This is a genomic window from Mesorhizobium sp. M7A.F.Ca.CA.003.01.2.1 (assembly GCF_003998945.1).
Classification (GTDB): domain Bacteria; phylum Pseudomonadota; class Alphaproteobacteria; order Rhizobiales; family Rhizobiaceae; genus Mesorhizobium; species Mesorhizobium ciceri.
In genome coordinates this window covers 1-5,492 of record NZ_RZRA01000323.1, presented here as the reverse complement: position 1 = coordinate 5,492, position 5,492 = coordinate 1, and the positions used below count along the sequence as shown (strand labels likewise).

5 protein-coding genes are annotated in these 5,492 nt (G+C 60.1%); 2 read left to right on the top strand and 3 right to left on the bottom strand.

Features of this window, described 5'->3' with window-relative positions:
• A partial coding sequence (locus EN969_RS14940; RefSeq protein ID WP_127419214.1) for an acylphosphatase occupies positions 1-270 on the bottom strand: 270 nt, incomplete at its 3' end.
• Positions 271-445: 175 nt separating this feature from the next.
• Between EN969_RS14940 and EN969_RS14935 the strand changes: the two genes are divergently transcribed.
• Complete coding sequence (locus EN969_RS14935; RefSeq protein WP_013532604.1) at positions 446-1,438, top strand: helix-turn-helix domain-containing GNAT family N-acetyltransferase; 993 nt, start codon at positions 446-448, stop codon at positions 1,436-1,438.
• A 35-nt stretch (positions 1,439-1,473) separates the two neighbouring features.
• On the opposite strand, the gene EN969_RS14930 is transcribed toward EN969_RS14935, so the two are convergent.
• Positions 1,474-2,586 (bottom strand): pyridoxal phosphate-dependent aminotransferase, encoded by a 1,113-nt coding sequence (locus EN969_RS14930; RefSeq protein ID WP_013532603.1) that lies wholly within the window; start codon positions 2,584-2,586, stop codon positions 1,474-1,476.
• A 117-nt stretch (positions 2,587-2,703) separates the two neighbouring features.
• On the opposite strand from EN969_RS14930, the gene EN969_RS14925 reads away from it, so the two are divergent.
• Positions 2,704-4,371 (top strand): sulfotransferase, encoded by a 1,668-nt coding sequence (locus EN969_RS14925; RefSeq protein ID WP_013532602.1) that lies wholly within the window; start codon positions 2,704-2,706, stop codon positions 4,369-4,371.
• Between the two features lie 377 nt (positions 4,372-4,748).
• Here EN969_RS14925 and EN969_RS14920 read toward each other — a convergent pair.
• On the bottom strand, positions 4,749-5,492 hold a 744-nt coding region (locus EN969_RS14920), incomplete at its 5' end, for a porin (RefSeq protein WP_164758265.1).

The following is a 5,492-nucleotide window of genomic DNA, read 5'->3' as shown; positions in this document are numbered from 1 at the left end:
GAACCCAACAGAGGCGTTGTCTGCCTCCAACTCCTCGACGTCGACCTTGGAAACCAAAGCCCCGGCCGGCCCTTTCCAGAGGCGCTCGATCATTGTCGAGACCTCCTCATCGAGGCCTGCGATCTCGGCCGTTACGGACCCGTCCGCTTCATTGCAAACCCAGCCCGCAAGACCAAGGCCCGTGGCCTCATCCCGGGCCCAGGCTCTGAAGCCGACGCCTTGCACGTTACCGTAGACGCGTGCGTGCACTTTCCTGCGATGACCAGCCATGAATCTCTCCAAGCCTGTCTCGTTTTGAATCTGGCGCACGGCCTGAGGAATGCAACCTGCGCGCGGACGCAATAGCTGGGCCTTCCGGCTTTAGCTGGCCTTCTGGCCTTGAATTTAATTGACTCAGTCCACTAATTTAGGAAAATGGAACTGCTTTATTAGGAGCTGGCCGCAAATGTTGGACGAACGCAACGCATTGGTGGCCGATGTCCGGCGCTTCAATCGCTTCTACACGCGCACTGTCGGCCTTCTCGACGAGACGCTGACACAAAGTGCATTCACTTTGACCGAGGCGCGCGTGCTGTTCGAACTGGGTCACCGCAGCAACCCGGCTTCCGCCGAAATCGCCGGCGAGCGAGGTTTCCTGGTTGGGGCTTTTCGGCTCGAGAATGGCCCGGCGGCCTCCGAAATATCGAGACAATTGCGTGTCGATGCCGCCTATCTGACGCGGATCCTGCGCAAGTTCGCGGGCCAGGGGCTGACCGAGGCCAGAACGGACCCGGCTGACCGGCGCCGAAGGGTCCTCTCGCTGACCGCAAGGGGCGAGGCAGCGCTTGCCAGGCTGCAGGCGGCGGCCGATCGGGATACGGCGCGGCTGATCGAAAGCGTACCCGACGACAGGTTGCATGAACTGCGCAGCGCCTTGCGCAAGGCGGGGGAATTGCTGGGTGATCCCACCCGTGAAAGCGGCGAGGTGACGTTGCGGCCGCACCGCGTCGGCGATGTCGGCTGGGTCGTGCAGCGCCAGGCCCAACTTTATGCCGAGGAATATGGCTGGACGATCGAGTTCGAGGCCATGCTCGCCGAGATCGGCGCCGATTTCATTCGCAATTTCGTGCCCGGCCGCGATTTCTGCTGGATCGCCGAGCGCGGTGGTCAGCCGGTCGGCGCGGTGTTCCTGGTTCATCAGGATGATAAGGTGGCCAAGCTGAGAATGCTGCATGTCGAGGCGTCGGCGCGCGGCTTCGGCATCGGCAAACGACTGGTGGCGGAATGCGTGAACCAGGCCCGGGCTTGCGGCTACGCCAAGCTAGTTCTGTGGACCAACGACATCCTCGTTGCGGCGCGCGCGATCTACGAACGTGCCGGCTTCAGGCTGGTCTCGCAGGAGCACCACCGCAGCTTCGGCAAGGATCTGACCGGCCAGACCTGGGAAATGGATTTGTAGGCGGCTTTTGCTGCCGGTTGCGCGCCAGCGGTATCCTAATTACCCCGCGCTGCCGCCAAAGCACCGGGAAGTTCCTCGGCAAAAATGTCGAGCTCGTGATCGAGGCCGACGCTGACGCGGATGCAGCGGTCGAGCCGTGGCACCATCGGCTTGCGGATGAAGACGTCGCGTGACAGCAGGGCTTGCAGAACTTTCAGCGCGAAGGCGCCATCGCCGCAGCAATCGATGGTGACGAAATTGGTCGCCGACGCCAGTGGCTTCAGCCCGTTCGCCTCGGCAATGCCGGCGATGCGTCGGCGGCCGGCCGCGACCCGCGCCACCACGCTTTGCAGATAGTGCTGATCGGCGAGCGCCTCGACGCCGGCGATCTGCGCCATGCGGCTGACGCCGTAATGGTTGCGGATCTTCTCGAAGTCGCGGATCACCTGGGCCTCAGCGATCGCATAGCCGCAGCGTATGCCCGCCAGCCCGTACGCCTTCGAGAAGGTGCGCATGCGGATGACGTTTGGCCTGGAGATATCGATCGGCGGCAGCGCCGAGGCCGGCCCGAGTTCGCCATAGGCCTCGTCGAGCACCAGCATGGTGGTTTCCGGCAGCGCCTCGATGAAGCGGATGATCTCGCTCGCCTCCCACCAACTGCCCATCGGATTGTCGGGGTTGGAGAGATAGACCAGCGGGGCCTTGTCCCTGTGCACCGCCGCCAGCAGGCCATCCAGGCTTTCCCGGTCGTTCTCGTAAGGGACCGTCACCAGTCGTCCGCCGACACCGGCGATGTGGAAGTTGAAGGTCGGATAAGCGCCGAGCGAGGTGACCACAGCATCGCCGGGCGCCACATACATGCGTGCCACCAGGGCGAGCAGGCCATCTATGCCTTCGCCGACAACGACGTTCTCTGCTTTTACGCCGTGATGCGCGGCTACCGCCACCTTCAGATCGTGATTGTCGGGATCGCAATACATCCACATGTCGCCGGCGATCTCGGCCATGCGGGCGATGACGCGCGGCGAGGGACCAAAGCTGCTCTCATTGGCGCCGATGCGGGCGCGAAAAGCGCGGCCACGCTCGCGCTCCTGCGCTTCGGGGCCGACAAACGGCACCGTCGAGGGAAGCGCTGCGATGAGCGGCATGAGGGGAGGGCGCTGATGCATGGTGGAAGCTCGCTTGAAAGGGCCTTCTTGCTAGCGCGCCGGATGGGTCGGTGCAAGTTGCCGCTGGGCAGATCCGTAACGCTGGATTCTTTCGGCCGCTTTTGCTAGCGAGACGTGATGAACAACCGTCTGCCGCCTGCCTGGTCAAAGCACCTCAAGGTCCAAACCGGGCCGAAACCCAAATTCCCGCAGCCAAATCTGCGCAACGCAAATTCGCTTTCGCCTGCGCAGGCAGACGATGCGTTGCTGGAGCAGGCGTATCAGTTTCAGCAGGCCAAGCGGCTTAACGAGGCTCAGGACCTATGCCTTCGGGTGCTGGCGCGCACGCCTAACCATCCGCTCGCCCTGTATATTTTGGGGACCGTGTGCCTGGGCTACGACGATGAGGCGGCCTTGCGATATTTCGCACGAGCGATCGGCGAGGAACCAAAAAACCCCTACTACCACCTTGGTTTGGCTTCGGCCTATGTGAAGGTCAGTGAATATTCACCGGCAATCGAGCATATGCAGTATGCCTTGGAGTTGCAGCCAGGTCTCATCGAAGCGCTTTGTGCATTGGGGGACGCTTATATCCAGTTTGATAAACCCGACATGGCTTTGCCGCTCTATGAGAAGGCGCTGAAGATCAACCGCGATCATCCCAAAGTGCGGATAGGACTGGCCAGCGCGCTCAGCAGCCTGGGGCGCATGGACGAGGCCGCCGCCTTTCTTAAAGAAGCAATCGAACGTCGCATCGCAATGCCGACTGCCTACAACGACCTTGTACAGACGCAAAAGTTCACCGAAGAGCCAAAGGAACTACAATCCATCGTTGGTGAACTCGGCAATCCCAAGCTTGATCTGGACGGCGTAGAGAAGCTCCATCTGGCGGCCGGCAAGGTGCTGAACGACCTCAAGCGCTATAAGGATGCATTCGGCCATTTCAACAAGGCCAAACAGGCCTCGGGCCGCTACTTCGATATCGACCAATACCGTCGGTGGGTAGATTCACTGATTGAGACCTTCACGCCTGAGATGCTGGCTGCCAGGTCGGGTTACGGAAATCCTTCGGAAGTTCCTGTGTTCGTGGTCGGCATGCCGCGCTCGGGAACGACACTCACGGAACAAATTTGCGCAAGTCATCCCGATGTCCATGGCGCAGGGGAACTAAGCAAACTCAGAAGAGTCGCGAATGCGATCGACCTCAGAAAGTCATCGGCCGGGAGGCTAAACCATGCGATGGCGTCGATCACAGAACACCTGTCCGGAACACTGGCCGAAGAGCACCTGACCTATCTGAGGGAGCGAGCGCCTGCCGCGCTTCGGATCGTGGATAAGATGCCTCATAATTTTGAGCTGATCGGTCTTATCGCCGTTCTCTTTCCCAACGCGCGAATCATTCATTGCCGTCGTGACGCCATCGACAATTGCGTCTCTTGTTTTGTCCAGAAATTCGGCGAGGGGCACAGCTACAACACCGACCTGAAGACACTCGGCCTGTACTATCGAGAATATGACCGCCTGATGCAGCATTGGAACGAGGTTTTCCCGAACCTGATCTTCGAAAATCAGTACGAGACGCTGGTCGACGATCAGGAAGCGCAGTCACGCCGCCTCATCGATTACCTTGGGCTGCCCTGGGATGACGCCTGCCTGCGCTTTTTCGACAGGGATGGTTCGGTCAACACACCCAGTCGCTGGCAGGTTCGCCAACCGATCTACAAATCGTCGGTCAAGCGCTGGAAGAATTATGAAGGCGAGATCCAGCCACTCATCGATGCTTTGGGCGACTTGGCGGACACGTAACTCAGACCAGTCCTGCGTTCCGCTCATGCGCGCACGTCTCCTCGATTTGGTTGGCACTGCTGAGAAATAGAGCTGAAGAAGCTTACGGATGCGCGTGATTCCGCACCCGATGATCCCAACACAATCGCTCGGTTGGTCAATTGATTCTGCTGGTCGACACGCTCGAAGTGCTTGGCGCGAAAACTCACGCACTGCCGGACTGCCGGAGCTGCCGGGGCTCGGCTTCGTCGGCTGGCTATTGTCGCTCGCAAACCTTCAAGAAGTGCAGGGGCTCGGTCTCGGGGCGGCTCAACTGCATTTGACGAGTCTCTCGGAACCCGGCGTAAAAAACCCGGCGGTTGCCCGCCGGGTTTTCGATTTCGACAAGTCGAAATATATTAGAACGAGCGCTGGAAGCGGAGGAGGCCGCCGATGCTGTTCTTCTTGTCGGCCGGTGTGAACGATGGGTTAACATAGTTGACATCGCCAAATCGGCCTGCATGGAGGTAGTCGACTTCGGCCGTGACCGTGAAGCCCGGCACAACGTCGTAAGCGATGTTCGCGGCAACGCCGACGTTCTTCCAATCGTCAGCAGACACCTGAGCGTTGAACGAGGTTTTTTCGTTGAACTTGTAGGTGCCACCGCCCCACACTGCCCAATTGCCACCCCACATCTTGTAGAAGCCGCGACCGTTGGCGTCGACATGATTGCTGAGGTTATCGTTGAGATTGTCGTCCGAACCGTAGCCGCCCATGATGAACAGCGAGAGTTCGTTGGAGACGTTCACATCCAGGCGAACCTTGCCGGCCACTTCTTCGTAATTGCTGTCATAGGCGACGACACCGGTGATGGCGCCCCAGCCCTGCGTGTACTTCACGCCGCCGACGACATGCGGAACATAGCTGTCGATCGTGTCATTGGCGTTACCTTCTTCCAGCGAGACCACTGCCGAGAAGCCGTTGCCGGCGTCGAAGTAGTACTGGACGACGTTGGTGTCGAAATCGCCGTAGGGAACGAGCGTGTCGTTGATGACGTTGCCGGCGTAGCCGACGAACGTATCGAAGGCCGATTCGTCCTTACCGACGCGCAGGCCGCCGAGCTGGATCCAGGCGAAGTTCAGCGAGACGTCCCGGTTGTGGGC

Bases quoted from the DNA above. Each gene is read 5' to 3' on its own strand.
- EN969_RS14935 (WP_013532604.1), top strand. From the start codon at position 446: ATGTTGGACGAACGCAACGCATTGGTGGCCGATGTCCGGCGCTTCAAT.
- EN969_RS14930 (WP_013532603.1), bottom strand. From the start codon at position 2,586: ATGCATCAGCGCCCTCCCCTCATGCCGCTCATCGCAGCGCTTCCCTCG.
- EN969_RS14925 (WP_013532602.1), top strand. From the start codon at position 2,704: ATGAACAACCGTCTGCCGCCTGCCTGGTCAAAGCACCTCAAGGTCCAA.